The organism is Kitasatospora sp. NPDC087315, from assembly GCF_044744345.1.
GTDB lineage: Bacteria > Actinomycetota > Actinomycetes > Streptomycetales > Streptomycetaceae > Kitasatospora.
In genome coordinates this window covers 239585-265132 of record NZ_JBIUYD010000011.1, presented here as the reverse complement: position 1 = coordinate 265132, position 25548 = coordinate 239585, and the positions used below count along the sequence as shown (strand labels likewise).

The following is a 25548-nucleotide window of genomic DNA, read 5'->3' as shown; positions in this document are numbered from 1 at the left end:
AACCAGCGCGCCGGGGCCTGGGCGCGGGGCCTCAGGCGCGCTCGGCCGCGGCCTTCGCCAGCTTCGCCCGGCGCAGGTTCAGCCACAGGACGTTGCTGGCCACGCCCGCCAGCGGGATCCAGATCAGGCCCAGCCAGAAGCCCTGCACCAGGGAGACCACGGCGGCGGCGACCGCGAGAACGACGACGATCAGGGCGTAGCGGGACGTGCGGGGCATGGCGAAGGGCTCCTAGGGCCGGAAACGGTCGGTCCCCATTGTCGCCGACCTCACCTCCGGACGCGGTCCAGGGGTGAGGCCGGCGCCGGGGGTGTCACACGTCGGTGATCCGCAGGCCCGCGTGCGCCTTGTAACGGCGGTTGACCGAGATCAGGTTCGCCACCAGCGACTCCACCTGGTGGGCGTTGCGCAGCCGGCCCGCGAAGATGCCGCGCATCCCCGGGATCCGGCCGGCCAGCGCCTGTACGACGTCGGTGGCGGCGCGCTCGTCGCCGAGCACCATCACATCGGTGTCGATCCGCTCCACCGACTCGTCCTGGAGCAGCACCGCCGAGAGGTGGTGGAAGGCGGCGGTGACCCGGGAGTCCGGCAGCAGGGCGGCGGCCTGCTGGGCGGCGCTGCCCTCCTCCGGCACCAGCGCGTACGCGCCCTGCTTGTCGAAGCCGAGCGGGTTGACGCAGTCCACCACGATCTTGCCGGCCAGCTCCTCGCGCAGGGCGGAGAGGGTGGCGGCGTGACCGTCCCACGGCACCGCGACGATCACGATGTCGCTGTCGCGCGCGGTGGCCGCGTTGTCGGCGCCGCGGACGCCGAGGCCGAGTTCGGCGGCCGAGGCCTCCGCGCGGGCCGCGTGCCGGGAGCCGATGATCACCTGCTGGCCGGCCTTGGCGAGCCGGTGGGCCAGCCCCCGCCCCTGGTCGCCGGTGCCGCCGAGGACACCGACCACCAGCTGCGAGACATCCGGCAGCTCATGGGCCGGGTTTGTCGCTGAATCGAGGGAAGTCATGGGCCGATCCTGTCAAACACCCGGTCCCGCGCGGCATTCTGGGCCGCATGGACGCGGTGAGAGTTTCGGCACTCGGGGAGCGCCTGGCGGGAACGGGCTGGCTGGAGGCGGTCGGCGGCTTCGCCGGCTCGCTGCGGCACGCGGTCTCCCGGCGCGGTGCGGGCGAACTTCTGCTGGTCGGCACCGAGGCGTACGAGCCCTGGCACCTGGCCGCCCATCTGCGGGACGAGGCCGCCTGGTCGGACGTCCCCCGGCTGGCGCCGACCCTGCTGCGCCACCGGGTGCCGGCCCGGGCCCCGGCCCATCTGGCGCAGGACCTGGGGCGGCTCACCGGGGCCGGGCGCGGCGCCACGGTGCTGGTGGTGGCCCCGGCGACGGCCGGCGAACCGCTGCTGGAGCGGGTGCAGGACGCCCGCCGCCAGGGCGCGACGGTGCTCGCGCTGGAGGGCGCCGGTCCCGCCGCCGCCGGTGAGCTGGCGGGCCTCGCGCACGAGCGGCTGGCGGTCGGAACGGCCGAGGAGGAGCCGTTCGACCTCGCCCAGCACCTGGTCAGCGCCGCCGCCGGGCGGCCGGCGGCCCGCCGCTCCGCCCTCGGCCGGCTGGCCGACCTCGCCGGGCGGCTCACCGCCGGGCCCGCGATCAGCCGCTGGTGAACCGCGGGCCCGGCCCGCCGACGGCCCCCGGCACCGGCACCGCACCGGCCCGCCGACGACCGCTCCCGGCGGGAAAAACCCGTTGCGGCGGCGGGCACGGGCGGCCGAGGATGTCCGTTCGTGAACGACGCCGAACCACCCCCGCACGGACGGCTGCGGACGCTCCTGCGTTCCCTCCGCCCCGACCTGGCCCCCTGGCACTCCTCACCGGACTTCCGGCTGCTCTGGCTCTCCGGGTGCGTCACCAGCCTCGGCAGCTATCTGACGTATGTCGCGGTGCCGATGCAGATCAAGGAGCTCACCGGCTCGTCCTTCGCGGTGGGTCTGGTCGGCGCCTTCGAACTGGTGCCGCTGATCGTCTTCGGGCTCTGGGGCGGCGCCCTCGCCGACGCGCTGGACCGCCGCCGGCTGGTGCTGTTCTCCGAGGCCGGGCTCGCCCTGCTCACCGGTCTGCTGCTGCTCAACGCGCTGCTGCCGACCCCGCTGCTCTGGCCCGTCTACCTGGTGGCCGCGCTGGTCGCCGCCGCCGACGGCCTCCAGCGCCCGGCGCTGGACTCGCTCACCCCGCGGATCGTCCCGCACGACCAGCTGACCGCCGCCTTCGCGCTCAACTCCCTGTACCGCAACGCCGGTTCGGTAATCGGCCCGGCGCTGGCCGGGATCATCGTGGCGTTCGCCGGGGTGCAGACCGCGTACGCGCTGGACGCGCTGACCTTCGGTGCCTCGCTGCTGCTGCTCGCCCGGATCCGCGCGGTGCCGCCGCCCACCGGCGCCGAGAAGCCTTCCGTCCGGGCCGTCCTCACCGGGGTGCGGTACGCCTGGAGCCGCAAGGACCTGCTGGGCACCTACGCCATCGACACCTGCGCGATGCTGTTCGCCTTCCCGGTGGCGATCTTCCCGTTCCTCGCCTCGGAGCTGGGCGCGGACTGGGCGCTCGGCCCGATGTACGCCGCCGAGGCGGTCGGCGCGCTGCTGGTCTCGGCGACCAGCGGGTGGACTTCACGGATCCACCGGCACGGCCGGCTGCTGGTGGTCGCGGCGCTCGTCTGGGGCACGGCGATGGCCCTGGCCGGGCTGTCCGGCAGCGTCTGGCCAGTGCTGCTCTGTCTGGCCCTGGCCGGCGGCGCCGACCAGATCAGCGGCATCGCCCGCTCCACCATGTGGAACCAGTCCATCCCCGACGGGGTGCGCGGCCGGATGGCCGGCGTGGAGCTGCTCAGCTACTCGATCGGCCCGCAGCTCGGGCAGGTCCGGGCCGGCGGCATGGCGGGGCTGGTCGGCGTCCGCGCCTCGGTCTGGGCCGGCGGGATCGCGTGCGTGGTGGGTGTGCTCGCCCTCGCCGCCGCCCTGCCCAGCCTGCTGGCCTACGACGACCGCACCGACCCGCACGCGGCCGCCGTCCGCGCCGAACACGAGAAGGCCGAGAGGTCGGAGCGCGAGCAGGACGGGCAGGGGGCGGCCGCCGCCGGGCCGGCCGCCTGAGGCCGGGCCGGCTACCGCGCGTCGCCGTCCGCGGGCTTGTCGTTCCAGCGCTGGTCACTGGTCCACTCGCGGTTGCGCTCGTCGGCGATCTCCAGCGCGTGGGCCGCCTCCTCGCGGCTGGCGTACGGGCCGAGGCGGTCCTTGGCGGGGCATTCCGGCCCCTCCTCCACCTTGGCGTGCTTGATGCAGTAGAACCATTCGCCGGGCTTGCCGGTCGGCTTGCGATGGAATCCCAGGGGCATGGTGGTCACTCCCGTCGACGGATGCGTCATACCGATCATTCCCCGGCCCCACCTGTCCCGCACACCCCCGGCCGGGTCCGGCCCGGCGGCTAGACTCGCGGCCATGGCTCTCGTACCCGGCATCCAGTCCCCCACCCGCAAGGTCCCGGCGCACATCGCCCGCCCCGAGTACGTCGGCCGGCCCGCACCGACGCCCTACACCGGGCCCGAGGTGCAGACCGACGAGACCATCGAGAAGATGCGGATCGCGAGCCGGATCGCCGCGCGGGCGATGGAGGAGGCCGCGAAGCTGATCGCGCCGGGCGTCACCACGGACGCGCTGGACGCCGTCGCCCACACCTACATGTGCGACCACGGCGCCTACCCGTCCGACCTCGGCTACCGGGGCTTCCCCAAGTCGGTCTGCACCTCGATCAACGAGGTGATCTGCCACGGCATCCCGGACTCGACCGTCCTCCAGGACGGTGACATCGTCAACATCGACGCCACCGCGTACATCCACGGGGTGCACGGCGACCTCAACGCCACCTATCTGTGCGGCGATGTGGACGAGGAGTCCCGGCTGCTGGTCGAGCGCACCCGGGAGGCGCTCAACCGGGCCATCAAGGCGGTCAAGCCGGGCCGCCAGATCAACGTGATCGGGCGGGTCATCGAGTCCTACGCCAAGCGTTTCGACTACGGCGTGGTACGGGACTTCACCGGGCACGGCATCAACACGTCGTTCCACTCCGGCCTGATCATCCCGCACTACGACAGCGAGCGGGCCACCGAGGTGATCAAGCGCGGGATGACGTTCACCATCGAGCCGATGCTGACCCTGGGCACCTACGACTACGAGATCTGGGCGGACGGCTGGACGGTCGTCACCAAGGACCGCAAGCGCACCGCCCAGTTCGAGCACACGCTGGTGGTCACGGCCGACGGCGCGGAGATCCTCACCCTGCCGTAGCCGTCGCGGCGACCGTAGCCGTGGCCGTCGCGGCGACCCCCGGTGGGCGCGGGCCTCAGCCGATGAGCCACTGCTCCTCGGCGACCGCGCCCACCTCGGTGCAGGCGTCGGTCAGCACGTCCAGGACGCGCAGTGGGTCCGGCAGGGGCTGCTCGGGCCCGCGCAGCCAGCGCACCTCGGAGCCGTCCGGCAGCGCGGCGGGCGGCAGCAGGGTGTACGAGCCGCGGCAGTGCCAGCGCAGACCGGGGTGCTCGGACATGGTGTCCGGCGTGGAGTCCAGCGCGCTCGGCCACCACTCGTCCTCGTCGACCGGGGTGCCCCTGGTGGCGGTGAAGAAGAGGTAGCGGTCCTCGCCGACGGCGGCCACCGGGCCCTCGACGCCCAGCGCGGCGAGCCGCTCCAGGGCGAGCCGGCCGGCCTCGGCCGACACGTCCAGCACGTCGTGGGCGCGGCCGGTGGCGGTGACGAAGTTGGCCCGCGGGTCGCGGGAGAGCCAGCGGGCGAGCTGCTCCGGGTCGGTGGTCGCCTGGGTCTGCCAGGCGAAGGAGACCGGGTGCTGGGCGGGGGCCGGGCAGGCCACCCGGTCACAGGAACACCGGTAGCCGGCCGGATGCGCGGCGGGTGCGAGCGGGAAACCGGCGCGTACGGCGCCGAGCAGCTGGTCCAGTCTGGCGGCGGGGCTGTCCACGTCACCCGACCGGGCCCGCTGCCGCTCACGCTTCTGCCACCAGGTCGTCCACCTGCTGCCGGCTTCCATCGGGCCCCTTCCGCGCACTGCCATGCCTGGTGTGACACAGCATTCGACGTACCACTGGACGCAACGCACGGCGCCCCCCGCTGCTTCCCGGGGTGGTGCTCGGCCCTGTCGTCCGCGCCCTGCCGACCGGTGCCCGGGGTTGCCGGACGGCCGACGCCGGGTCACGGTACGGAGTCGCGGCAGCACGCAGGCTGCGCCTCGGCGGGCGCGCCGATGTGCGCCTCACCCGGCCCGTACAGGCCCGCTGACCCGGGTGAACCCCGAGGGCGTACAGGAAGGATAAGGGTGCGCGGGGCCTGCGGATGACCGGGGGCGGTGCCTCTCCGGTCACACTCCCGCCACCGGCCCGCCACCACCCCTCCCCCTCGCCGACCCGGGCCGCCGGGGGAATCGCGGCGAGGTGAGACCCTGGTGGAGTGAAGAGCGCGGACACCGAATTCGTCGGCGGCCCCCTGGACGGCCGGATCCTGCCGATCCCCCTGGGGCCGATGTACGGCGTGCCCAGGACGTACAAGGTGCCGGTTCCCTCGCACGGGGACAGTCCGGCGCGCACACTGGTGTACGTCAGGGCCAAGCAGCAGCGGGGTGCCGGCTGGTTCTGGCGCTACGAGTTCGACGAGGCGGCCACCGACCGCGCCTCCGGGTGACCGCCGCTCCCCCCGGGAGGACGGCGATGGCGAAGACCGTACGACACCCCCGCCCCAGGGCGACACCCCGGGCTGCGACGCGCCGCAACCGGCAGGCGGTCTGGCTGACCTCCGCGCTGCTGGTGGTGGTCGGCGCCTACTGCGCCGCCTTCGGATCGGACGGCTGGCTCTGGTTCGGCTGGGCGGTGCTGCTGCTCGTGTGCCTGGGGCTGTTCGCCATCCGCCCCTGAGCGGCGGCACCGCCCACCCGCTCGCCCCGACCGGTCACGCGTCCTCGGCTCAGGCGTCCTCGGCGAGGATCAGATACAGCTTCTTGCGGGCCTCGTTGAGCACGGCCAGACCCTTGGCGCGCTGCGCCTCGGTGCCGGTCGCCATGACCTGCCGGATCGCGTGGTCGACCGCGCCGAGCGCCTGATCGACCTCCTGGACGGCCTCCCAGTCGACCTCGCGGCCGGCCTCCGCCCACGGCTCGGCGGGCCCCGCCTCGGCCTGGGCCCGGCCGGCCTCGGTGAGCGAGACCAGTCGCTTGCCACCGACCTCCTCGGCGGTGATCAGACCCTCCTCCTCCAGCAGCTGGAGGTTGGGGTAGATCGAGCCCGGGCTCGGCCGCCAGGCCCCGCCGGTCCGCTCGGTGATCTCCGCGATCATCTCGTAGCCGTGCATCGGCCGTTCCTTGAGCAGCGCCAGCAGCGACGCCCGGACGTCCCCGCGCCGGGCCCGTCCGCCGCGCCGGCCACGCGGACCGTGCCCGCGCCCGCCGTGCCCGCCGAAGCCGTGACCGAACGGCCCGCCGACCGGACGGCCCGGACCGCCCCCGCCGAACAGCGGCCCGAAGGAGCCGAACGCCTCCCGGCCCTCGAACCCCTCCCCGGGCATCCCCCCGAACTCCGGGCCCGGTCCACGGCGCCGTCCGCCGCGCGGGCCCTCCTCACGAAATCGCCTCCCTGAGCGCATCGCGCCCACCTCCCGGTCTGTCCGGACAGTCGTCGAGTAAATGTCTCGATATCTCGACGATATATCGGTGACTGTCGCTCGTCAACGCTCCCCGACACGGTCCGCCTACCAGCGGTTCGAGCGCGGCCGTCCGGGGTCGATGATCTCGTCGTCCTCGTCCGGCAGTCGTACGTGCCCCGGAACGGCTGATCAGCGGCCGTTGTCCGGGTGGTAGACGCTGAGGTTGCCGTAGGCCGGCAGAACGCCCGCCAGGTCGCCGGGTTTGTCCTGCAGAACGGCGTCCAGGAAGGCGAGGGTGGCTGCGGCGACGACGCGCGGGCTCTCGGTGCGGCCCAGGGAGCCGACTATCGAGGGCACGGGCGGCAGATACAGGGGGCCGTCCATGAAGGTGAGATGTGCGGCGCCGGGGATGGTGAGCCGGTAGCTCGTCGCGGTGCTGGACTTGAGCACCTCGGTGAGGCGGGGTACGTAGCGCGGGTCGGTTCCCGGGGTGACGGCCTGGGTGAGCGCGAGCGTCGGCCGGTCGAGGGAGGGCGAGGTGGGGCCGTGGGGGTAGCCGTCCAGATCGATGACGGCGTCGAACCGGCGATCCTGCCGGGCCGCCTGCAGGGCGGCAGCACCCCCCATGGAGTGGCCGGTCACCGCGACCCGGCTGGTGTCCAGGCGTCCGCTCAGCGGGCCGGCGATCTCGCCTCGGTCCAGACTGTCCAGCTGGGTGAGGACGAAGCTGAGGTCGGCGGCTCGGACCGCTGTCCAGTCGGCCGCCAGCTTGTCGTCCTCGTCCGGGTCGCCGCTGGAGGCGGTCTCGGTGGTGATCGTCCGGCCGTCGGCGAGGACGACGGCGGCGGAGTCGTACGGGTGGTCGAGGGCGGCGACCACATAGCCGTGGCTGGCCAGTTCCTCCGCCCAGGCGGTGTTCTGGGTGCGCACTCCGCCCGACCCGGGAGAGAACAGCACGACCGGGAACCGTTCGCCCCCACCGGCCACCGGGGCGTTGAAGACCGAATGGGTGCGGGCACGCGGAACACCGTCGACCAGGAAGCCCGGCAGGCCTACTCCGCGGGCGAGGGCGTCGGAGACGGTGCGCGCCTCGGCCTCCGTGCGTCCGAGGTACTGGGCCCGCTGCGCGCCTGCGGGGCTCTTCTGCGCGGGGTACCAGAGCTGGACCACGACGGTGCGCCGGTCGTCCGGATCGGCGGTGAAGGTCTCGGGGCGGCCCGGGTCGGTCCACTGCACCACGCGGGTGCCGACCGCGAAGTCGCCCGACGGCTCGGGGAACACGGGTACGGGAAAGGCCCAGGCGGCCACCGGGCCCGTGGCGACCAGGCCGACGCAGGCCACCGATCCCGGCAACGCCAGCCACCAGCGGGCCCGCCACGCCGGCCGGCCGGTACGGCGTCGCAGCAGGGGAGAGAAGGCGAACGGCAACGCGAAGGCAGCGCCTGCCAGTACCGGCAGCATCTGCCAGCGGATCCCCGCCGCACTCAGCAGGACCGCGGACAGCACGAGAACCGCCCCCGCCACGATCGTGACGCGTGGGCGGGCGGCGGGGGGAAGCCAGCGCGCCACCACCAGTGCGACGGCGCCCAGCAAGGCAAGGATTTCCAGGGGGGACATGTACAGTCCCGCGATGATCTCGGTCACCCGGCCATACTCGGCGCCGGGTATGCGCTGCCACATCGGTCCCGGGTCGCCATCGTGTGCGACCGGGGTCGCAATCCGTGGCGGGTCCCCGTGCAACCGGAGCAGCAATCGAGCACGCCGGATCAGCGGCCGCCCTGCGACCACGGGAGGTGGCGGGACTCCTCCTGCGGTCGTATCCCGGCACGGTGCCATCAGACGGTGGGCTCATGTGCTTCGCGGGGCCCGCGGCCTACCGTGACAGGGCTGCGGTACGTGCCGGGCAGCGCGAGGCGTACGTTCCCCGTACTCGGCCCGGATCCGGCTGTACGCGGTGGCAGCCCTGGCCGGGGCCACCATGATGCCGAATCGACAGGGACGTGTGATGACCGAGGCGGCCGCGGAACCCGGCCATGCCCACCGGGTACGCCACCGGGACCGGGTGCGGTGGGCGAGGACAGCCTTACGGCTGACCGGGTACGCCGACCTGGCCTCCGCACGAGCGGCGCGACTGATGACAGCCGCCGGGCGCTGGGGCTCCCGGCTGCCGCCCGTGGTGTGGGACTCGCTGCTGCCGACGCTTCTCCTCTTCAACGTCGTGACCACACGCGCGCCGCAGGAGCTGCCGGTGGCCGTGGCCCTCACCGCCGCCCTTGCGCTGCCCCTGGTGTGGCGGCGCCGGGCCCCGCTCACGGTGTTCGGCGCCGTGGCGGCCGCGGCCTTCGTCCAGTGGCTGATGGACGTCCAGCTGCCGGCGGACATCGCCTTGCTGGTGGCTCTCTACACGGCGGCCGCGAACTCGGGCCGGCGCGGCACGCTTGTCGCCGGTGCCATCGTGGAGGCCGGGGTCCTTCTGGCCTGCCTGCGCTGGGCGGCGGAAGGCGCATTCCTGACCCCCTTCGTCGCGGTCACCGCGATGGCCGTCGCCGCCGCCGTCCTCGGTGTGAATGTGCGGACCACGCGCGCCTACCTCGCGGCCCTGGAGGAACGGGCCGCACGCCTGGAGCAGGAACAGGAACAGCAGGCGCGACTGGCCGTCGCCGAGGAAAGGACACGCATCACCCGGGAGATGCACGACATCGTCACCCACAACCTGTCCGTCATGGTCGCGCTCACCGACGCCGCCGTCTACGCGCAGCACCGGTCGCCCGACCGGACCACCACCGCGATGCTCCAGGTCTCCGAGACAGGCCGACAGGCCCTGACCGACATGCGGCGCTCGTTGGGCATCCTGCGGACCGACGAACCGGACGCGGAGCGCCACCCGTTGCCCGGCATCGCACAACTGGAGACCCTCGCCGACCAGATGTGCGCTGCCGGGCTGCCGACCCGCCTCGAGGTCCACGGCGGCCACACCCACATACCCGCCACCGCACAACTCACCGTCTACCGCCTGGTACAGGAAGCCTTGACCAACTCCCTCAAGCACACACCCACCGGCACACACGCGAAGGTCCGGATACGGTGCTCAACCGAGACCGTCACCGTGGACGTCACCGACAGCGGCCCCTGCCCGCCACTTCCCGCCGCCACACCATCCGGCCACGGCATCCCCGGCATGCGCGAGCGCTCGGCCGCCTACGGGGGGAAGTTGCGGGCCGGACCGCTTCCGGGCGGCGGCTGGGGAGTCCATACCCTCCTCTTCCTCGGCAGCAGCGGAGCGGCGTCCGCATGACGATCCGCATCCTGATCGCCGACGACGAAGCGCTGCTCCGGATGGCCTTCAGCACGGTCCTGGAGGCCCAGCCCGACATGGCACCGGTCGGCGAAGCCGCGGACGGCGCCCAGGCCATCCGCCTCGCCCGGGAGCTGCGCCCCGATGTCGTCCTCATGGACGTCCGGATGCCCGGGACCGACGGGATCGAGGCGACCCGACAGGTCATCAGGATCTCCCCGCAGAGCAGAGTGCTGATCCTCACCACCTTCGACCTGGATGAATACGCCTTCGCCGGACTCAACGCCGGAGCCTCGGGCTTCCTGCTGAAAAACACCAGGCCCGAGGAATTTCTCACCGCGATACGCAGCGTCGCCGCGGGCGACGCGGTGGTCTCCCCGCGGATCACCCGACGCCTGCTGGAGAACCTCCGCCCGCACATCCCCGACGGCAGCAGCGCCGACCGCGACGAACGGCTGAGCCGGCTCAGCGCCCGTGAACGCGAGGTGCTCGTCCAGGTGGGCCGCGGCCTGTCCAACACCGAGATCGCGGCCACCCTGTACCTCGCGGAGGCGACCGTGAAGTCCCATCTGGGGCGAATCCTGCACAAGCTCGAACTCCGCGACCGGATACAGGCCGTGGTCTTCGCCTACGAAAGCCGCCTCATCCACCCGGCCTGACGCCGCCGGAGCCAACGGCGATGTCCTCGGCCCCGGGCGTCACCAGCGCTGCACGGGCGGGTACCGGGAGTGTCACGGGGGTGCCGGCAGGGTCGGCCAGCCCCGGCAGACCGTGCCCGGACGTCGGAAAGACACCCGCCCCCGCTCCGGCTCCACCACCGCACCCGCGCACCGCAACCGGTCCAGTAACTCGGGCAGATCCTCCAGAGTCCGCGCCGGCGCCGTCCCCGGCTCCTCCTCACGCAGCACACCCAGCACATAGTCCAGGTCCTCCAACGCGGCCCGGGCCGACTCCTCGATACCACGCAGAGCCGCCCGCGCCGCCACCGGATCGACGCAAAGCACAGGTGCGGGCCAGCCCGACCACGACGATCAGCGCCGCCCGGACCAACAGGGTCAGCGCGAACTGAACCCCGTAAGGAGCGGACCGCCACGCCAGCGCCGGCAGCATGGCGAAAGGCAGCAGCGGCAGACTCGCCAGCGCCCCGCAGTAGGCGAACAACGCACCCGCATACGTGGAGCCGCGCAGCAACGGCCGGATTCCCCTGATCATGATCGTCAGTATGGCCGGGCAGCCCACCGGCGATCTCCCCCGATCGAGGGAGCGTTTTCTCCCGCCTTCCCGCGATGCGCACCCGAGGCCCCGGAAACCAGGATCGTGTCCTGACCAGCAACCCCTCCCCGGCAAGGACGAGCATGATCGTGCGAAACAGACGAACAGCATCTCTTCTGGCTGTCGGCGCCGTGGCAACTCTCGTTTCGGCGCTTACTCCCGCAACAGCCTCCTCCGCGTCCGAGGCCTCCGCGGCCAAGGACCCGCTGTGGCAGTACACGCAGCAGAAGCCGCGGTGGCAGCGCTGCGACGCGGGGAGCCCCGCCACCTATCGGTGCGCGACTCTCAAGGTGCCGCTGGACTACAGCGATCCCGGTGGCAAGAAGATCGACATCGCGATATCCCGGCTGACGGCCGGCAGTGCGGAGGAACGTCGCGGCGTTCTGCTGCTCAACCCCGGCGGCCCCGGCGGGCCGGGCCTGAATCTGCCTGTCGACCCGGAATTGAACCTCCCCGAGGAAGTCAGGAAACGGTACGACCTCATCGGATTCGACCCGAGGGGCGTCGGACAGAGCTCTCCCGTCAGCTGCGGTCTGACCGACGACGAACAGAACTTTGAACGCCCCTACAGGGCCGGGACATTCGCGGCGGATGTGGAGTGGGCGCGCACGGTGGCCGACAAGTGCCGGGCCAAGGGGGGTGACACACTGCGGCACCTCACCACCCGCAACACCGCTCGCGACATGGACGTCATCCGTGCCGTGCTGGGCGAGAAGAAGATCTCCTACCTGGGGTTCTCCTACGGCACCTACCTCGGCGCCGTCTACACGCAGATGTTCCCCCGGCGGACCGACCGGTTCGTGCTGGACAGCGCGACCGACCCCGCACGGATCTGGCGGGGCATGTTCCAGGAGATGGCGGAGGGGACCGAGGCCGCCTTCACGCGATGGAGCGAATGGACTGCCGAGCGGCACACGACGTACAACCTGGGTGATTCCCCGGCCGAGGTCCGCAAGACCTTCTGGGACCTGGTCGCCCAGGCCGACCGCAAGCCCATCGACGCCGACGGGAAGCCCCTCACCGGTGACGGCATCCGCGCCGAGCACGCCACGTTCTTCCACGTTCAGGCCGCCGCCGAATGGGTCGCCCGGCTGAAGAAGGCGGCCGAGGGCAAGAAGCCGGCCCCGTCCGGCACCCCCGAGCGGACCCCGGGCCCCGTCCCGCCGGCCTTCGCCCGTGACGTTCCCCCGGACAACGAGGCCGCGAGTGCCTGGGCTGTCCTGTGCGCCGACACCCGTACGTGGCCGCGCGACCCCGAGCAGTACCGCCGCGACGCGATCCGCGACAAGGCCCGGTATCCGCTGTACGGCGATTTCGCGTCCAACATCAAGCCGTGTGCCTTCTGGAAGGAGGGCAACGAGCCCGGGACAACGGTGAACAACAAGGTCGGTGCACTGATCCTGCAGAACGAGTGGGACCCCGGAACGCCCCTGGCCGGCGGCCAGGGGATGCACCGGGCCCTGCGCGGCTCCCGGATGGTCACCGTCGCCGGAGGTGAGGGGCACATCGTCCACGGCTCCAACTCCTGTGCGGACAAGAGCCTCACGGCCTATCTGACCACGGGCAGGCTCCCGGCCGAGGACCTGACCTGCCGAGCGCCGCAAGCCTCCTGGGCCGACGCCCCGGGAACGCCGCCCCGTCACGACCGCCCTCTCGGAAGAGGCCTCGGACCCCGGCTGGACCGACCGGGTGGTGTCGACTCTCCCTGAACGTCACATCCGCCGGGACCGCCCCCGCCCGGGCCGAGCCGCTACGGTGGCGGGCATGGCCGGTGAAAGAGATCTTGCGACGTTGCTGCGCGGGATGCACCCGCAGCTCAACCCGGGGCGGTACGTGTACTGCACGCTGCCCGCGAAGGTGCCCGCCGGGATGCGGCCGGTGGTCACCGTCGCCGAACCGGAGGGGGTGACGGTGGTGGTGGCGCAGGAGGAGGCGGACGCGCTCGGACTGCGCTACGAGTACGTGGCGGCCTGGATCACGCTGCGGATCCACTCGGCGCTGGAGGCCGTCGGCCTGACCGCCGCCGTGGCCGGTCGGCTCGCCGAGGAGGGGATCAGCTGCAACGTGGTGGCCGGGTTCCATCACGACCACCTGTTCGTCGCCGCCGACGCCGCCGAGCCGGCCGTCCGGGCGCTGGAGGAGCTGGCCGCCCGGTCGGCCTGACCGCGGGCCCTCGCCCTCCCGTCCGCCTGATCGCCCGCTCCGGGTGGCCGCTCCCGGGGGCGGCTCCGACACTGGGAGGGACCGAGCGGCCCACCCGGCCGCCCGGCCCCGACAGCAAGCCCCGTACCAGGAAAGGGAGACGGCCCCATGGCGGTCTGCGACGTCTGTTCCAACGACTACTGGCTGGCCTTCGAGATCAAGACGATCACCGGCGACGTGTACACCTTCGACAGCTTCGAGTGCGCGATGGAGAAGCTCGCGCCGCGCTGCGAACACTGCCAGGTCCGGATCGTCGGCCACGGCGTCGAGGTATCCGGCCGGTTCTTCTGCTGCGCCAACTGCGCCCGCGTCAACGGCGGCCTGGGCGACCGGATCCGCGACGCGGTCGGCGCCCACCCGGGCTGACCGGGCCAGGGGGGAAGAGGGGGCGGAGGCGGCCTGCCACCGATCGAACCGGTTGTCGATCGCCCACTGCGGACTCGAATCCGGCAGCATCTTTGGCCACCCGTTCGAGCGAATGTGACGCAGGTCTCACCCCTGGGTGGCGCTCCGGCTGCGCGTTCGGCTCGCCCACGCCTATATTTGAGGCATTCCTCCCCGCCGTCCGGGCATAGCCCGCACTGGCGGGGATTATTTCGTTCCTGGGGGCCTGGAGCGCCCCGTGGGGAGGGGCGCGTGCCGGACCGGGTCATCGTCTTCCTGGACTACCAGAACGTCTACGGAGGCGCGCGTCGCCGATTCCACAGCCACTGGGAACCCTCAGCCTGTGGTCATGTCAACCCAGTGGCGCTGGCCCAGCACATCACCCGGGACAGCCCTTATGACAGGCAGCTGACCCAGGTCCGGATCTACCGTGGACAGCCGGACGCGACGAAACAGCCCGGTTCATACGGCGCGTCCCGTCGCCAGCACGCCATGTGGCAACGCGACCCCTTGGTACACCTGGTGACCCGGCCGTTGCGATACCCGCAGGGGTGGCCGGCGGACCCCGCTCAGGAGAAGGGCATCGATGTCCAGCTGGCCGTCGACTTCGTCGCCCTGGCCTCCCAGGACGCATACGACATCGGCATCATGATGTCGGCCGATACCGATCTCAAGCCCGCGCTGGAGTTCGTCGCCGCCCTCAACAACAACCGGAAGCCGCGGGCCGAGGTCGCGGCCTGGTCCTCGGCGGGGCAGCACTCCCCCCGACTTTCGATTCCAGGAACGTCGCTGTACTGCCACTGGGTCGGTGATGCCGTGTACCGGCAGGTGAGGGATACGACTGACTACGCCAAGGCCCCGTGAGCGAGAGCACCGGCTGCCATCATCGGCGCATGCGTGCCACGCCGCGAAGGACAAATGACCCCTGATCTGCGAAAGCGCAGGTCAGGGGCATTGCCTCAAGTCAAGGGGCGGACGAGGCGGCCTGTACGCCGGGAACTGCTGCCATACCGGCTCTGAGCTGCGGCGATGCTATCCAGCCCGGCCAGATCGCCACGCGATCGCCACACCCCGGCCAGCCGCCACACATCAGGCCGCCTCTTCGTCGTCCACGTCCACGGCATCCGGGATCGCGACATCCCTGGCCTCCGTGAAGAAGACCGTTTCGAGGGCCTTCCGATCCCGGGCCGCCGCGCCCTTCACCTGATGGTGATAGGTACCCTTCAGCTCCTCCGCCGAGGCGTGGCCCATGTAGAGCTGCACTGTCGACTCAGGGACACCTTGATCGAGGGCGTGGGAGGCGAAGCTGTGGCGAAGGTCGTGGAACCGGAAGTCCGCCGGAAGGCCCGCAACGGCCAGGGCCCTCTTGAACGTCTTGTAGAAGGCGTCACGCCGGAACAGGTTGCCCCTGGACGAGCGGAACAGCACCTTGGCGCCGTCCGCCATCACCAGGACCGAGTTGCTGTCGAGGTGATCGAGCAGGGCCCGGTGAGTGAAGGCGGGAAGGGGCACCTCCCGCCCATGCGAACTCTCCGTCTTGTTGTAGTCAACCAGTTGAGCCTTTGAGCGCTCCTTGATGACCTGCCTCCGGACCGTCAGGACGCCAGCCTCGAAGTCGATGGCGTCCAGGCAGAGGCCAAGAGCCTCCCCCGACCGAAGCCCGCAGCCGACACCCACCATGACCAGCGCCCGACTGTGCATCGGCATCGCTTCATAGAGGGCCCAGACCTGCTCCCGCGTCGCAGGCACGATCCTCTTCCGCTTCACCTCGGGCAGGTCAATGTCCACACAGGGCGTGAACGGGATGACCCGCTTACGCACCGCACTGTTGATGCAAGCACGGAACGTCTTGTAGATCAGGTGAATCGTCCGGGCCGCCAACCCCTTGTTTCGAAGCCTGGTGATCCACTCCTGAACGTCGGCCGGCTCGATCCGATGGAGCAGGCTGCCACCGAACTCCGGCTGTATGTGATTGCGCATGTTCCGCTCGTACGACTCCTGCGTCCCGGGCCTGCGTTCCTTCGAATTGAGCCACTGCTCGGACCACTTGAGGAACGTCGTCCTCAAGTGCTTCGGCTTGACCGCAACCCCCGACGACTTCGCCTCAAGGACCTTGCGCTCGTAGGCCAGAGCATCGGCCTTCTTCTCGAAGGTCATGTCCGCCGGGTCACCGTTCGCGTCACGCACACGGGCCGTCCAGCCATGGGAGCACCCCTTGCGCTCGCACTGGCACCGCACACGACACATGCACTTCAGCGGGTCCTTGTGCCTGCACTTCTCCGCACACAGGCACGGGCACTTGCACCGCTTACCTACTGCCATTCGACTCCCCTTCCAGGTCCGGACCGAGGGCGGCCGATCCGCCCCTTCGCTCCGGCGGCACAAGTTTGATCACGGCCCACCCAGGGTTGTCAACCTAGGGTGGACCACTCGGTGTGGTACGTTGTGGCTATGACGGAAGAGGAACGCGGGCTAGAGGTCACCCAGCAACAAGGAGCCTGGGCGGTCCGGATGTGGTGGCCAGAGGGGCCGATCACAGGCGGCCCCCAACGCATCACCATCGAGAAGGCCGAGGGGGCGTCGCCCCGCGACGTGGCCCGAGGCATCTCCACCACCGTCCTCCGTAGGCTCGACCTCTCGGCCGCCGTGGATTCGGTGAAGGATCTAGCTCCCCTGGCACAGCAGACCTTCGAGGAACTGGCTCAAAGCTTCACCGCGTCAGGGGAGGCCGCCGGGCTGCTTCTGGCCAACGAGGGCGTGTCAGAGCGGTACCTCGTGATGCTGGCAGCCACGTACAAGGCCATGTCTGACACCGGCTTCCCCGCCCCCATCCCGCGATTGGCCCAGCTGATCGACCGACGCCCCGAGACAGTGAAGGACCACCTGAAGAAGGCCCGCCGGGATGGATACCTGAGCACCCTGGCCGGAAAAGCCGGCGGAGAACTGACCGACAAGGCCATGGCCGTCATGGAGGCCATGGCCGAGGCGCCACCTCAGCAGTAGCCCAACTCTGATCACTTCATCAGCCCCCGAGGCTTCTCGGGGGCTTCTTGTTTCTCGGGGAGATTCTTTGACGAAGCTGATGACCGTCTCCGATGTAGCCGAATACCTTCATAAGCCGAAGAGTTGGGTCTACTCCCAATGGAAGCGCGAAGGCATCCCGTTCCGAAAGGTAGGCCAGTCCCTCCGGTGCCGCCCTGGAGACCTGGAGAAATGGCTAGACCAGCAGACGTATTGATTCTTTCGACACACAGCCCCCGAGGCACCGCGGGGGCTTCTTTGTTTCTGGAGCAGAACCTGACCACACCAGCCATGAAGAAAATCGACCTCATCTGTGCGACATGCCGTGAGCCGTACGTCCATGAACGCCCGATTGGTAAGCGAGGGCCGAATCCAGCTACGAATCCAGCGCATCCCCAGTGCCTGCGAAGGCGGGAAAACCTAGGCCGCGCACAGTCTCGACGACGCAAGCGGGACGGCCTGCAATCTAAGCGCCGGCCTGACAGGGCGGACGCCCTCGATATCGCCTGGCGCGCCGGGGTCCATACCGAAGACGTCTTGCAGTTCGAAACCCCACCCATGGCCCATGACAACCGATCCGAACGGGAACGACGTGTTCACCCTGACCTCCGGTACTCCAGCAGCGAAGACCGCCGTACGGTCCAGCTGTGGTTTCGAGACACGAGGGAGGCAAGGACCGGGCCGGAAACGGGCCGGACCAATACCGGGCTGTCAGTGATCGGATCAGCCCGACCCTGGTGGCATGCGGAACCCTTGTGCACTCGGGGCCCAGTACCCGCCATGGAACCGTTCACCATGGGTGCGTCCGTTAATTCTTATAGGTGAGGGAAGTTCTCCCTTGGAGTCAAGGCCACTGGGCGGTGGTCCTCTGACGCGGACGAGAGTCCGGGCCCGTTCGAAGTCCAGAGCACGTTGTGAAGATGCTCGAATGCGGCTCTGCGGATACCTGCCTGTGAGACCACAGCAAACAACCGGAGAGTGTCCCTATCCCCTGTGAAGTTAAATTCCTGGGGGAAGGGGCCCGTCTTCTTTACGTTGTCCTGTTGTGAGATATAGCCGCCCCTTAAGGCGGCTTACTCCTCATACTCTCTCTTCTCTCTTGATCTTTAGTTCTGACTAGGAGGTGTCGCCATGAGCGACGAACAGACTCTCACTGGTGATTCCAGTTCTCCGGAGGCCGTGCCAGCTGATCCGGCCCAGGCCATCCGGGCAGAGATTCAGCGCGAGTACGCGGGCAGGCTCGCCCTGGCTGAGGTGAGGGCCCAGGCCGCCATTGCGGGCGTGACCGTTCTGGCTGACTACTACGACCCGAACTGCTTCCTTTCCGAGGATGGCACGACCAATACCGAGGTCATCCGGGAGCTGATCGAGAAGGAACGTGCGAATCAGGCAGCCAGGGCCTTCCCGGAACTTCAGGGTGCCGGATACCACCGGGGAACCGCCCCGAAGCCTGCCACTGTTTCTCTCGACGCCCGCCATCGCTGATCTTTTGGACATTTCGTGACTGACAACGAGACTAATTCCAGCCCCGACCTTGAGGCCGTACGGGAAGAGGCCCGCAAGGATGCTCTGGCAGAGATGGCTCCCCATCTCGCCCGGGCAATGATCAAGGCTCAGGCAGCCCAGGCGGGTAGTGAATTTCCTGACGCCGCGTTCAAGTTTCTGGACATTTCCAAACTGCTCGGAGAAGACGGCTTGCCGTCCAGCGAGATTGTCGGCGAGGCCATCGCACCGTTCCTGAAGCCTGCCAAGCCCGAGTATGCCCAGAACCTGGGCCTTGGCCGCCAGGGTTCGTCTTACACCATCCCCGTTCTCAGCAACTCGCGCGCCCTCGACGCGCGATACCGATAGGCATTAGGAGTCATATTGACTTACAGCTACCAGAACCAGCTTTCCCAGACGTTTGTCAGTGAAGAGTGGAACAGTGCGCTCATCACGCAGCTTGACCCGTTGCTCGTGTGGGCCTCCCGCCTCGTGACCAACCGGTCCTACGAGGGCGATATCAGCAAGCGTGGCGATATTGTGCACATCAATAGCCTCGCTCGTCCGACCGTAGGGGACTACCGACTTCCCGAGGGCATGACGGCCCAGCGGCCGGAAACCATTGACCAGGTTCTTCCGATCACCGAAGCCAAGTACATTCAGATTCTCGTAGAGCAGATCGAACGGGTTCAGGTGGCGGGAGTTATGGGCTCCCCGATCAATCAGGAAATGGTGCGGGCCCTGGCTCGTGAGGCCGACAGCTTCATGGGCCGCGTGATCGCCGCCGGGGCCACCGCCGTACCGAATATCAAGGTGGCGGCCGGGGGCGCCCCTCAGGCCCTCTATGGGGCCATCCTGGACCTCATGCTTGATCTGGACACCGCCGATATTCCGGGTGATGCTCGCTATGCAGTTGTGTCTCCCCGCGTCAAGCGGCACCTGATTGAGCACCCAGCCATCGCCAACGCCGGGGCCTACGGCGAGGCTGGGGTGACCGCTAACGGTGTTGTTGCCCGCCTGGCGGGCTTCACGGTGCTGTCCACCACGGCCATGCCGGCTGGAGCCGATATCGTCGTCGGGCATCCGCGATTCGCCACGTTCGCCTCCCAGCTGAGCGGATTTAGGTCTGGCCAGTCTGAGAAGTACCGAGCGGATTACATTGATGCCGCACATTTCTACGGCGCGAAAATTGTTCGACTGCCGGGTCTAGATACGGTTAAGAGCGACCACACCTTTGATGAGACCAAGTCCACCAAGGGCATCCTTAAGGCCGCAGTGGACTGGCCTACTTCCTAACCCATTCCCTTCGCGGGCCCTCGCCTTCTCGGCGGGGGTCCGCTTTTTTGCTTTGAGAACCGGGACAGTATGTGTCGATCAACAGGATTTCGGACACGAGTCACTGCTTTGGGGCGTAGGCCACTCCCCGTAAGTAGGCATTTGCCACTAATTCAGACGCCACAAGCGGCCGATCTGACCCGTAGATGACGCAACTGGCCTTGATCTACCCCCGCGCCTGCCTGCCGGCCGAAAGTTTGAAACCCGTACACGGTGGAAGGACGGCACCCCCGGTGGGTCTTTAGGGTGTCTAACTACCTATTACCCCCAGCACATTTACCATCCAGTTATCTAGAAGAAATGCACTCGTGATGGCAGACGGGGCGCTTCCTGGGCTTCCGATGGGAGAATGGAGACGTTCGCCGGTCGGGCCGGTGGGCGGGAATGGCAGCCGTAAGAAGCAAGGCTCCGGCTGAACCACTGGAACTCACTCCACCTAAGGAATGAACAAACCCATGCGCACGACTGTCTTGGTGCCCGTAGAGAAGACGTTCTGTGATGCCCACCTTGCCAAGAACGGCAGTCAGGAAGAGGCCACGGAGTCTCTGACCATTGCCGGTCACGCATGGGACCTGTGCTTGGAACACGGTGTCGTCTTCACCCGGTACCTGATGGATGCGCTTGGTGTGCCTGGTCAGCCTGAGGCTGTGCCGGTTGCTGCTGCTGAGGAGTCCGTGGTTGTTGCCGAGGCCGACCACCAGGACGACACCGAAGAGGACGACGTGACCAAGGTGGAGCCGGAGGTCCGTCCGACGGTGCTGGTGTCCGGGGAGATCCCTGGTTACGAGTGGGACGACGCGCGGGAAGCTGTCCGCAACCTTGGCTATGAGGTGGTCGGCCGGGCCGACGCCAACACGGTGCTGATCATCTGCGGTGAGGGCGCGGAGCGGGCAACCAAGAAGCTGCAAGACGCAGTTGAGTTCGGCATCCCGTGCTTCGACGCGTCCAAGCCGGGAGCGTTCCGTGACGCCGTGTGCGCCGGGAAGTTCAAGGGCGGTGACCCGCTCCCCGAGCCGGTGAGGGTGGACGCTCAGGCCATCAGGGCCAAGTCCGAGGCGCAGGCCATACGTGACTGGGCCAAGGCCCAGGGCTACACGGTGAACGCCAAGGGGCCCATCCCCGCACCGGTCCGCCACGCCTACCGCGTGGCCACCAGGCAAGCAGCCTGACCAGCAGCACGTACCTGGGGTGGCCGGGGTCGGCCCGGCCACCCGATCCCAACCAGTCCCAGGAGAAGAGAAGTTGAGCACCATCACCCTGTACGGGCCCATCGGTCGCGCCGTCGAGAAGGTCAGCCCGTACGTCGAGTGCGATCCGGTCGGCATCTACGTGGCCGCTCTGAGCATGTGGTCCGCCGCCATCGGCCAGACGGTGAAGGTGTCCAGCCGGGGCAACGCCCGTCCGGCCCTGCTCTGGAGTGCGTTGATCGGGGGTACCGGCAAGGGGAAGGGCACGGCCCTGCGGGCCGCACAGCACATCATGAAGCCTGCCCTCGGCCGCTTCCTGGAGACCCACACCACGTCCGGCATCACCTCTGGTGCAAGCCTCGTGAACCATCTCGCTGAACAGGTGGAAGCCACGGAGGAGACGGAGGCCGGGCGCGACGTCCGGGCCCTGGTGATCGAGGAGGAATGGAGCGAAACGCTTCGAAGGGTCCGACGGGATGCCAGCTTCACGGCCAAGCTCCGGAGTGCTTGGGACGGGGCGCCGATTCGGAACACGACCAAGGCCGAGGCTCAGTCCGTGGATGATCCGGCGGTGGTCTTCCACGCCCACATCACGCCGTCCGACTGGACCAAGTACATCGGCGCCACGGAGGCGGCCGGAGGGTCCTACAACCGCATCATGCCCTTCGCTCTGGGGTCCGTGCCGATGCTGGACGACGACGGAGCCACCCTGCCGGAGGTGGATGGCTGGGACATCACTCAGGCGTACTACTGGGCGGCCGGTGACAGGCACACGGTCAGCCTCGGGGACGACGCCCGGCCACTGTGGAAGGTCGTCCGCCGGTACGCCCGCATCATCTCCGAGAACCTCCCCGAAACGCAGGCCGTGTATGTGGAGCGCACCGCCGAACAGACCATCCGGGTAGCGGCCTGCCTGGCCGCCTCGGAACGATCCGAGGTGATCGACCACGCCTGTCTGTCCGCCGCGTTCTCCCTGGTGCGCTACAGCGTCCGCTGCGCGGTGAGCATCACCGGTGGTACTGAGAGCGCCAAGCCCGCCCGCCGGGTGCCGACGCTGGCGGAGAAGGTCCGGGCCCGGATCGAGATGCACGGGGGGAAGGCCAAGTCCTCCGAACTGCTGCCGTACGTCGGGGCCTCAGCCGATGAGGTCAAGGCGCTGCCGGGGGTGAAGGTCACTCTCGACCGCTCCGGCCTGGGACGTCCGGCCACGGTCTACACCCTGACGGAGGACGAGACCGGTCACGCCCCGGTCAGCCGGCGACCTGCCCAGAGTGACGAACGTCCGGCCACCGTGGTCCGCATGGACACCTACCGACCGGCCAAGACCATGCCCCCTGCTCCGGTCCCCGTACCCGCGTCCCTGCCTGCTCCCGTGGCCTCCGGGAACCCGTTCCTCGCCCTCCTCTGAACGTTCGAAGCAAAGCAAACCGCCCCGGCCTACTTGGCCGGGGCGGTTCTTTCGTTTGCTCAGATACTCGGGACGACGGTTAGACCATGTAGAACAAGGCCGTGGCTTCCTGGATCTCCAGGACGGCAGCGGCGAAGTCCTCGGGACCACCGCCCCACGGGTCGGTGATGCCCGAACCGAGGATTCTCACCGGTCGGTCGGGGCCGACGACGGCTTCGACCGCGAGCGCCGTTTCGTCGTCGACCGCAATCACGTCGTCAGCCCACCCGAGCAGCCCCTCGTCCAGGAACCGGCCCCGGTGGCCGGTCAGGTCGTAGCCGAAGGCGGAAGCGGCCTCGATCATCAGCGGGTGTGCGGGCTTGCCCACGTGCCAGTCGCGGGTGCCTGCCGAGCGCACGTCCAGCGCGCCCCCGGACCGCTCCGCGATGATCAGGGCGGCGATCGGAGAACGGCAGTGGTTCCCCTTGCAGACCACCAGGACCCGCTTGCGCCTACTCACCCGGCACCCGCTCGATCTCGAACGTGATCACGCCGAGGGCTTCCTTCTCGGGCGGGAAGATCGCGTGGATCGCCCGCAACTGCTCGGCCTCGGTCGCGTGCGGGTTGACCGCCTTCACGTCCTCGGTCCCGAACATCTCCTTGAAGGTCCGGTACGTGCCGATGCGGGTCACCTTGGTCAGGCACTCCTCACCACGGCAGGTGAAGTTGAGCAGGTCCCCGACCCTGATCCGCTTCATCGACGCGTAGGCGACCCGGACTTCGACGGTCTTGGAGCCGTCGGCGATCAGGTCGAAGTACTCCTTGTAGATCTGGATGCTGCGGGGACGGCCATGAGCCTGGGAGTGGTTCCTGGCAGGCTGGCGGGTGGTCATCAGGGCTTCCAATGCGGTCGTCGTGTAGGACCGGAAGAAGTGCCTCGGGCTGCTGAGCATCAGCTCACCGGCACCCGTGAGCGCTTCCACGTAGTCCGCTTGCGTGCCGGGCCAGGCGGCCGGGTCGAGCAGCCACTCCGCGGTGCTGCCTCCCGTCGCGTCTCCGGCGTCGGCAGAAGCGCGCAGGAGGCTCTTGGAGAGCTTCCCGCCGTCGCTGCCGAGGATCTGAGGGGTGAAGACGCGCAGCGGCACCGGAGCGGCCGGCGCCCCGATCGCGACGTGAGCACCGTCCACCAGCTGGCAGCCGAACGCCCAGTCCCCGCCCTTGACCATGACGTGCAACGTGCCGTCGTCGGGGCGGTAGGACCGTTCCTTGACCACGTTCCGGTACAGGGTGGACAGGTCCAGGTACCCGCCGCCGAACGGCGTGATGTCGGCTTCGTAGCGGCCGTGCTCGTGGCACATCGCTTCGAACAGTGCCCCGGAGTCGTCCAACTCCAACAGTCGCGTGTGGTCGGCGTACTTCTGGGCCCACCCGCACGCCGGACACGGCAACCGGATGTGCGCCGTCCCGCTGGCCGGAGCCAGCCAGAACCGGATCTGATCCAGGAACTCCAGCGTCCGCAGGAACTCGGCCCGGAACTCCGGGCCCGCCTGCTGCTCCGTGTAGGTGCTGACCCGGTACTCCACGCCCGTGCGGCTGGTCATCGCGTCCAGGAGAGGGGCGTAGTACTCGGCGACCAGGGCACGGATGCCGTGGTCACCAAGCTGGTGGTGGTAGGTGAGCTGGTACATCCGACCGGCGTCGGTGATGGTCTCCGCCGGGGCGTTGTCCAGCGCCATGAAGTCCACGGCCGTATCGACCCCGAACTCATCGCGGGCCCGCTCGGCGACCAGGAACGACAAGCTCTGCACCAAGTGCGTGCCGATGTGCGGACGCCCGTTGAGCTGCGTCCCCACGGCGAACTCGATCCGTTCCGTTCCGGCCTCCAGGAGACGGGGCCGCAGCACGTCCAGGGCATCGTCAACGGCGTTGGCCAGCACGGTGTTCGGCGACCTGAGAAGGTCGATGGTGTTCAAGTGGTGCCTCCGCTCTGCTCATGAACCGGTTGACGGCCGGCTCAGTGCTGGTGTCGGTGGCGCATGCGCTCGGCATGCAGGGCCCTGAACCGCTCCACAGCGGCGCTCACGGGGTCCGGCGCCTCCAGGGTGTTGGGCGGCTCGGCGGACGTCGAGGACTCGCCCTCTTCGGTCGGAGCGGGAAGGGCAACCGCGTCATTCACCGGTGCCCCCGGTGGGGCACCCGGGGCACCTGCACCCCGGCGGCAGCGGGTATCGCACCGGCCGGGACTTCGACTGCGCCAACCGGTACTCGTTCAGGATCGCGGCCATCGTTTGCGGGCTGGCCCGCTCCCTACTCCGTTGCGAACCAGCGGACTTTACGGCAACGGACATGCCTGGCTCCTCTCCTTCGCCGACGCGTGGGGGCGTGTGGGGTAGACCGTACGAACCTCGGCCAGCGGCACTCAACGAAGTTGCTCATAGTTGCTGGAACCCGTCTGAGTGAGCTTCGGTGCTGTCGAACGCTTGACCTGGGAGTAGTCGTGGGGCGAAGGTCGGAGGTGACATGCGGCCGGATCGCGGGGGGAGCAACATGCGGCAACACAGCAGCGATGGCGATGACTTGACCGCTACTTTCTTCTGCACGGACCCCAACTCTCAGGGCGGCGTCGAGTGCGAGACGTTCTATGAGACCGACCGTGACTCATGGATCGTGCAACTCAAGAAGCGCGGGCCGAAGGTTCGAGACCAGCTCGTCGCCCTTGCCGATGACGAGACGTTCGGGGAGATGTCCGGGCGGACCATGGATGTGTTCGTTCGGAAGTACGTCAGGGAGCGTTATGGAATTGATCTCGGCGGCACGCCGAATTGAGCTGCTGTTCGGTGAGCCCGCCCAAGAGGTCCGGAAGCTTGAGCTACGGGACTTCTATGAGGTGGACCGCCCGTTGTTCGAGGCATGGCGCTCAGGCGACCGTAAGACGGTCGAGGAGACGATGCGCGGGCATCGTGCGTTCCTGACCGGGAAGGCCTCTGCCGGCTTCCCCTACCGGCGTGTGCGGGTCGTCTCCGAACCCCTCTCGGACTACCAGCGGATGGCGGTCGAGCTGGCCGACCCCACGGAGCGTCTTCGGTGGCTTCCCCGCCGTCTCGTGTCGGCGCTGCCCTTGCCGGGGAATGACTGCCTGATCCGGGATGACCTGGTGGTCTTCAACCTCATCGGAGGAGACAACCAACAGACCGACATCCAGCTCTCAACCGATGCGGACGTGGTCCGGTTCTGCAACGAGGCGTTCGAGCGGGCTTGGTCGCTCGGCGTCCCCAATGGTGAGTACAAGCCGTAG

29 protein-coding genes are annotated in these 25548 nt (G+C 69.1%); 20 read left to right on the top strand and 9 right to left on the bottom strand.

Annotation, left to right across the window (positions count from 1 at the left end; translation table 11 throughout):
• Positions 1-31 precede the first annotated feature (31 nt).
• Both ACIO5D_RS18525 and npdG read right to left on the bottom strand, forming a co-directional pair.
• Positions 32-217 (bottom strand): hypothetical protein, encoded by a 186-nt coding sequence (locus ACIO5D_RS18525; protein ID WP_363609991.1) that lies wholly within the window; start codon positions 215-217, stop codon positions 32-34.
• A 94-nt stretch (positions 218-311) separates the two neighbouring features.
• Positions 312-1004: an NADPH-dependent F420 reductase gene (gene npdG, locus ACIO5D_RS18520; protein ID WP_363609993.1), complete on the bottom strand. Its 693-nt coding sequence runs from the start codon at positions 1002-1004 to the stop codon at positions 312-314.
• Positions 1005-1051: 47 nt separating this feature from the next.
• On the opposite strand from npdG, the gene ACIO5D_RS18515 reads away from it, so the two are divergent.
• Together ACIO5D_RS18515 and ACIO5D_RS18510 are read left to right on the top strand one after the other, a co-directional pair.
• On the top strand, positions 1052-1657 hold the full coding sequence (locus tag ACIO5D_RS18515) for a hypothetical protein (protein WP_363609995.1): 606 nt from the start codon (positions 1052-1054) through the stop codon (positions 1655-1657).
• 120 nt (positions 1658-1777) lie between these two features.
• On the top strand, positions 1778-3139 hold the full coding sequence (locus tag ACIO5D_RS18510; protein WP_363609997.1) for an MFS transporter: 1362 nt from the start codon (positions 1778-1780) through the stop codon (positions 3137-3139).
• Positions 3140-3150: 11 nt separating this feature from the next.
• Here ACIO5D_RS18510 and ACIO5D_RS18505 read toward each other — a convergent pair whose 3' ends face one another.
• Complete coding sequence (locus ACIO5D_RS18505; protein ID WP_363609999.1) at positions 3151-3381, bottom strand: hypothetical protein; 231 nt, start codon at positions 3379-3381, stop codon at positions 3151-3153.
• Between the two features lie 103 nt (positions 3382-3484).
• On the opposite strand from ACIO5D_RS18505, the gene map reads away from it, so the two are divergent.
• The gene (gene map, locus ACIO5D_RS18500; protein ID WP_363610001.1) at positions 3485-4330 is read left to right on the top strand and encodes a type I methionyl aminopeptidase; all 846 of its coding nucleotides are present in this window, start codon (positions 3485-3487) and stop codon (positions 4328-4330) included.
• A gap of 55 nt (positions 4331-4385) precedes the next feature.
• Here map and ACIO5D_RS18495 read toward each other — a convergent pair whose 3' ends face one another.
• The gene (locus ACIO5D_RS18495) at positions 4386-5087 is read right to left on the bottom strand and encodes a bifunctional DNA primase/polymerase (protein ID WP_363610003.1); all 702 of its coding nucleotides are present in this window, start codon (positions 5085-5087) and stop codon (positions 4386-4388) included.
• Positions 5088-5503: 416 nt separating this feature from the next.
• On the opposite strand from ACIO5D_RS18495, the gene ACIO5D_RS18490 reads away from it, so the two are divergent.
• Together ACIO5D_RS18490 and ACIO5D_RS18485 are read left to right on the top strand one after the other, a co-directional pair.
• On the top strand, positions 5504-5734 hold the full coding sequence (locus ACIO5D_RS18490; protein ID WP_363610005.1) for a hypothetical protein: 231 nt from the start codon (positions 5504-5506) through the stop codon (positions 5732-5734).
• A 26-nt stretch (positions 5735-5760) separates the two neighbouring features.
• A complete protein-coding gene (locus ACIO5D_RS18485; RefSeq protein ID WP_363610111.1) occupies positions 5761-5964 on the top strand; it encodes a hypothetical protein in 204 nt (67 codons plus the stop codon).
• Between the two features lie 49 nt (positions 5965-6013).
• Here the strand turns inward: ACIO5D_RS18485 and ACIO5D_RS18480 are convergent, their stop codons facing one another.
• Together ACIO5D_RS18480 and ACIO5D_RS18475 are read right to left on the bottom strand one after the other, a co-directional pair.
• Entirely contained in the window at positions 6014-6610 is a 597-nt protein-coding gene (locus tag ACIO5D_RS18480; RefSeq protein ID WP_400659763.1) for a PadR family transcriptional regulator, read from the bottom strand.
• A 267-nt stretch (positions 6611-6877) separates the two neighbouring features.
• On the bottom strand, positions 6878-8368 hold the full coding sequence (locus tag ACIO5D_RS18475) for a dienelactone hydrolase family protein (RefSeq protein WP_400652323.1): 1491 nt from the start codon (positions 8366-8368) through the stop codon (positions 6878-6880).
• A gap of 454 nt (positions 8369-8822) precedes the next feature.
• Between ACIO5D_RS18475 and ACIO5D_RS18470 the strand changes: the two genes are divergently transcribed.
• The 6 genes from ACIO5D_RS18470 (at position 8823) to ACIO5D_RS18445 (ending at position 14705) form a co-directional block, all read left to right on the top strand.
• On the top strand, positions 8823-9983 hold the full coding sequence (locus ACIO5D_RS18470; RefSeq protein WP_400652321.1) for a sensor histidine kinase: 1161 nt from the start codon (positions 8823-8825) through the stop codon (positions 9981-9983).
• The gene (locus tag ACIO5D_RS18465) at positions 9980-10642 is read left to right on the top strand and encodes a response regulator transcription factor (protein WP_363610013.1); all 663 of its coding nucleotides are present in this window, start codon (positions 9980-9982) and stop codon (positions 10640-10642) included. The genes ACIO5D_RS18470 and ACIO5D_RS18465 overlap by 4 nt, the downstream gene beginning before the upstream one ends.
• Positions 10643-11338: 696 nt before the next feature.
• Positions 11339-12964: an alpha/beta hydrolase gene (locus tag ACIO5D_RS18460; protein WP_400652315.1), complete on the top strand. Its 1626-nt coding sequence runs from the start codon at positions 11339-11341 to the stop codon at positions 12962-12964.
• A gap of 55 nt (positions 12965-13019) precedes the next feature.
• Complete coding sequence (locus tag ACIO5D_RS18455) at positions 13020-13418, top strand: ACT domain-containing protein (RefSeq protein WP_363610017.1); 399 nt, start codon at positions 13020-13022, stop codon at positions 13416-13418.
• A 147-nt stretch (positions 13419-13565) separates the two neighbouring features.
• Complete coding sequence (locus ACIO5D_RS18450; RefSeq protein WP_363610019.1) at positions 13566-13823, top strand: Prokaryotic metallothionein; 258 nt, start codon at positions 13566-13568, stop codon at positions 13821-13823.
• 270 nt (positions 13824-14093) lie between these two features.
• Entirely contained in the window at positions 14094-14705 is a 612-nt protein-coding gene (locus ACIO5D_RS18445; RefSeq protein ID WP_400796361.1) for an NYN domain-containing protein, read from the top strand.
• A 225-nt stretch (positions 14706-14930) separates the two neighbouring features.
• On the opposite strand, the gene ACIO5D_RS18440 is transcribed toward ACIO5D_RS18445, so the two are convergent.
• Complete coding sequence (locus ACIO5D_RS18440) at positions 14931-15998, bottom strand: tyrosine-type recombinase/integrase (RefSeq protein WP_400796358.1); 1068 nt, start codon at positions 15996-15998, stop codon at positions 14931-14933.
• Between the two features lie 294 nt (positions 15999-16292).
• Here ACIO5D_RS18440 and ACIO5D_RS18435 point away from each other — a divergent pair, with 294 nt between their 5' ends.
• The 7 genes from ACIO5D_RS18435 (at position 16293) to ACIO5D_RS18405 (ending at position 22274) form a co-directional block, all read left to right on the top strand.
• Entirely contained in the window at positions 16293-16844 is a 552-nt protein-coding gene (locus ACIO5D_RS18435; RefSeq protein WP_400796356.1) for a hypothetical protein, read from the top strand.
• A 79-nt stretch (positions 16845-16923) separates the two neighbouring features.
• Positions 16924-17079 (top strand): helix-turn-helix domain-containing protein, encoded by a 156-nt coding sequence (locus ACIO5D_RS18430; RefSeq protein WP_400796379.1) that lies wholly within the window; start codon positions 16924-16926, stop codon positions 17077-17079.
• 914 nt (positions 17080-17993) lie between these two features.
• Positions 17994-18347, top strand: a complete 354-nt coding sequence (locus ACIO5D_RS18425; RefSeq protein WP_400796353.1) for a hypothetical protein — start codon at positions 17994-17996, stop codon at positions 18345-18347.
• A gap of 15 nt (positions 18348-18362) precedes the next feature.
• On the top strand, positions 18363-18713 hold the full coding sequence (locus ACIO5D_RS18420) for a hypothetical protein (protein WP_400796350.1): 351 nt from the start codon (positions 18363-18365) through the stop codon (positions 18711-18713).
• Between the two features lie 15 nt (positions 18714-18728).
• Positions 18729-19640 (top strand): hypothetical protein, encoded by a 912-nt coding sequence (locus tag ACIO5D_RS18415; protein ID WP_400796347.1) that lies wholly within the window; start codon positions 18729-18731, stop codon positions 19638-19640.
• 494 nt (positions 19641-20134) lie between these two features.
• Positions 20135-20848: a histone-like nucleoid-structuring protein Lsr2 gene (locus tag ACIO5D_RS18410; protein ID WP_400796344.1), complete on the top strand. Its 714-nt coding sequence runs from the start codon at positions 20135-20137 to the stop codon at positions 20846-20848.
• Positions 20849-20921: 73 nt separating this feature from the next.
• Positions 20922-22274, top strand: a complete 1353-nt coding sequence (locus ACIO5D_RS18405) for a DUF3987 domain-containing protein (protein WP_400796341.1) — start codon at positions 20922-20924, stop codon at positions 22272-22274.
• Positions 22275-22353: 79 nt separating this feature from the next.
• Here ACIO5D_RS18405 and ACIO5D_RS18400 read toward each other — a convergent pair whose 3' ends face one another.
• Both ACIO5D_RS18400 and ACIO5D_RS18395 read right to left on the bottom strand, forming a co-directional pair.
• The gene (locus ACIO5D_RS18400; RefSeq protein WP_400796339.1) at positions 22354-22773 is read right to left on the bottom strand and encodes a low molecular weight phosphatase family protein; all 420 of its coding nucleotides are present in this window, start codon (positions 22771-22773) and stop codon (positions 22354-22356) included.
• Positions 22766-24226 carry an ASCH domain-containing protein gene (locus ACIO5D_RS18395; RefSeq protein ID WP_400796336.1) on the bottom strand — a complete coding sequence of 487 codons (1461 nt, stop codon included), beginning with the start codon at positions 24224-24226 and terminating at the stop codon, positions 22766-22768. Before ACIO5D_RS18395 ends, ACIO5D_RS18400 begins: the two co-directional genes overlap by 8 nt.
• A gap of 574 nt (positions 24227-24800) precedes the next feature.
• Between ACIO5D_RS18395 and ACIO5D_RS18390 the strand changes: the two genes are divergently transcribed.
• Both ACIO5D_RS18390 and ACIO5D_RS18385 read left to right on the top strand, forming a co-directional pair.
• The gene (locus ACIO5D_RS18390; RefSeq protein ID WP_400796333.1) at positions 24801-25079 is read left to right on the top strand and encodes a hypothetical protein; all 279 of its coding nucleotides are present in this window, start codon (positions 24801-24803) and stop codon (positions 25077-25079) included.
• Positions 25048-25548, top strand: a complete 501-nt coding sequence (locus ACIO5D_RS18385) for a DUF6879 family protein (protein WP_400796330.1) — start codon at positions 25048-25050, stop codon at positions 25546-25548. The genes ACIO5D_RS18390 and ACIO5D_RS18385 overlap by 32 nt, the downstream gene beginning before the upstream one ends.